Below are 2,758 nucleotides of genomic sequence, written 5' to 3'. Positions count from 1 at the left end.
CGGAGACCGCGCTGGCCCGCGGGGCCGCGCTGGCGTCGGCGAACGCGCCGCTGTTTGCCTCGTCGACCGCCGCGCTGGCATATGCGCAGGATCCCGGCACGGGCTCGGTCGACCAGTACTCGCTTCCCGAGTACCTCTATGTCCCGCTCGGCTCGGAACCCGGCGACGACGACCTCGCCTACAGCGCGGTGGGGGACGAGGACGCCGATTCACCGACCGTCGTCATCGAGAAGCTCTTCCTTCCCGAGGAGAGCCAGCCGAAGCGGCGGCCGGTGCTGCTGGTCGGCAGCGGGCTGGCGGTGGTCGGCATCAGCGCGGTGCTGGCGCTCGAGATCGCGTTGGCGATCGGGATCCGCAACACGGGAACCGTGGCCCTGCAGCCCACACCGGGGCAGCACCTCATCGTCCCCGAGCAGGCGCCGGCCCCGGCGCCGGTGCAGGCGTCCGAACCGCTGTCGAAGATCAGCCTGCCCGTCCCGGTGGCCGCCCCCAAGCCGCTGAGCCCGCCGGCCGCCGCGCCGTTGCCCGCGGTTGCGCCTCCGGCGGCCCCTCCGCTGCCCGCCGCCCCTCCGGTTCCCGCGGCGCCGGTCCCCGTCGTGGTCCCGCCGGTGCCGGTGCCGGTGCCGGTGCGCATCCCGGTTCCGGTTCCCGACCCCATCGACAGCCCCCCGCTGTTCGAGGCCCCGCCGCGCCTGACGATCCCGCAACCGGTGCAGCCCCAGCCGCCGGTGCATCTGCCCCAACCGCCGTCGCCCCCGCAGGTCACCGTCCCGCAGTCACCGCCGCACCAGACGCCGCCCGGCGAGGGCACCGCTCCCAAGCCGAGCGGTCCGGGTAACTACGGCGGCGGTCACTCTCCCACGCCCGGGGAGAGCGGCCCGGGTGGCTCGGGCGGTTCGGGTGGTCCTGGTGGGCATGTGCCGACGCCGGGTTCGGGTGGTCCTGGTGGGCATGTGCCGACGCCGGGTTCGGGTGGTCCCGGTGGGCATGTGCCGACGCCGGGTTCGGGTGGTCCTGGTGGGCATGTGCCGACGCCGGGTTCGGGTGGTCCTGGTGGGCATGTGCCGACGCCGGGATCCGGCGGTTTGGGCGGCGGCCACCTGCCCGCGCCCGGTAGCGGTCCGGGCGGCCTGGGTGGCGGGCATGTCCCCACGCCACCTGCGGGCGGTCCTGGCGGCGGTCTTGGCGGTGGTCACGCTCCGGCTCCCGGCGGCGGCGGTGGCTTCGGCGGCGGTCACGCCCCGGCTCCCGGCGGCGGCGGTGGCCTCGGCGGCTTCGGCGGTGGTCACAGCGGTGGCGGCTTCGGTGGTGGCGGCGGCTTCGGCGGTGGTCACAGCGGCGGCGGTGGCGGCTTCGGTGGTGGTGGCGGCGGCGGACACCACTAGTCCGGTTTGCCAACTAACACACAGCAACCGGCGCCTACTTCTCCCAAGATCACGCGCGTAGGGTCGGGGTATTGAGGCTGGCAAAAAGATGCCGCCTCTGCCGCCAGAATTTCATCAGCCCAGCAACATGTGCGGGCATGCGGCCCGCGCTCTGCGGTGGCAGAAATCCTTGGTGATCACTGAACAGTGGTGTTGCCGACGGGGGCGTCGAGCGACACGAATTGGGCAGAGGGAGCTTAAGCGGTGGTGGGCATCGTGCTTGGCGTCTCGATGACGCCGACGAAGGTGCGCATGGTCCTGGTCGAGGGGGAGAGCGCCGACGGAGTCACCGTCGACGAGGACGGCTTCGACGTCGACACCCAACGCACCGCCCTGCCCGGCACCGGCCCCACCGAGGTGATCTCGGCCATTCTCGGCACCCGGGAAGGCGCCGCCGAGGGCGGCTACGAACTGCTGTCGACGGGCGTGACCTGGACCGACCACGTCGAAGCGGCGATGCTGCGCGACGCCCTCATTTCCCACAAGGTCGAAAACGTCATGCTGGTCTCGGCCTTCATGGCCGCGGCCGCGCTGACCCAGGCCGTGGGAGACGCCACCAATTACGCGCGCACCGCGCTGCTGTTCGTCGAGCCCTACAGCGCCACCCTGGCCGTCGTCGACACCGCGGACGGCTCGGTCTCGGAGGTACGCCGCAGACCCCTCGCGGACGACGAAGACGAAGCGGTCGCCGAACTCGTCGACATGGTCTCCGGCGCCGCGACGCTCGAAACCCACCCCGAAGGCCTGGTTCTGGTCGGCTCCGGCGTCGACATCCCGCTGATCAAGCCGGTGCTGGAGGCCGCGACCTCGCTCGAGTTGTCCGTGCCCGACGAGCCGGAGATGGCCCTGGCGCGAGGCGCCGCGCTGGCGGCGGCGAACGCGCCGCTCTTCGCGTCGTCGACGGCCGCGCTGGCCTACGCGCTGGATCCCGGCACCGGCGAGGTCGACCCGATGCTGTTGGCCGGGCAGCATCCCGGCCTGCTCCCGGGATATCAGCCCGAATACCGCAGCCGCATCGCGGCGCTCGCCGCCGGCGCCGACAAGGGCAAGACCAACGTCGCCTACAGCGCCGTGCCGGACGATGAGGCCGAGGCCAAAACGATCATCGCTTCCGACGAACGCGCGCGCCGGCGCAGGTCCTTGATGCTGGTCAGCAGCTCGCTGGCGGTGATCTTCATCGCGGCGGTGGTGGCGCTGGAAATCGCGCTGGCCATCAGCATCCGCCCGACGGTCGCCTTGCGCCCCAGCCCCAACGAAAACATCGACACGGTGCCGACGAGCCGGTACGTCTTCGCCAGCCCGTTCAACGGATGAGGGGCTCTCATGACGACACT

1 protein-coding gene and 1 pseudogene are annotated in these 2,758 nt (G+C 72.1%); both read left to right on the top strand.

Annotated features, from left to right (window positions below; translation table 11 throughout):
* A partial coding sequence (locus A9W96_RS32070; RefSeq protein WP_067138577.1) for a hypothetical protein occupies positions 1-1,385 on the top strand: 1,385 nt, incomplete at its 5' end.
* 243 nt (positions 1,386-1,628) lie between these two features.
* Positions 1,629-2,687: pseudogene (locus A9W96_RS06815) on the top strand (hypothetical protein); the annotation flags it as partial.
* Positions 2,688-2,758 lie beyond the last annotated feature (71 nt).

Origin of the sequence: Mycobacterium sp. 1245852.3 (genome assembly GCF_001669335.1) — a bacterium.
In the GTDB taxonomy this organism is placed as follows: Bacteria; Actinomycetota; Actinomycetes; order Mycobacteriales; family Mycobacteriaceae; genus Mycobacterium; species Mycobacterium europaeum_A.
This window is presented reverse-complemented; position numbering and strand designations above follow the sequence as displayed.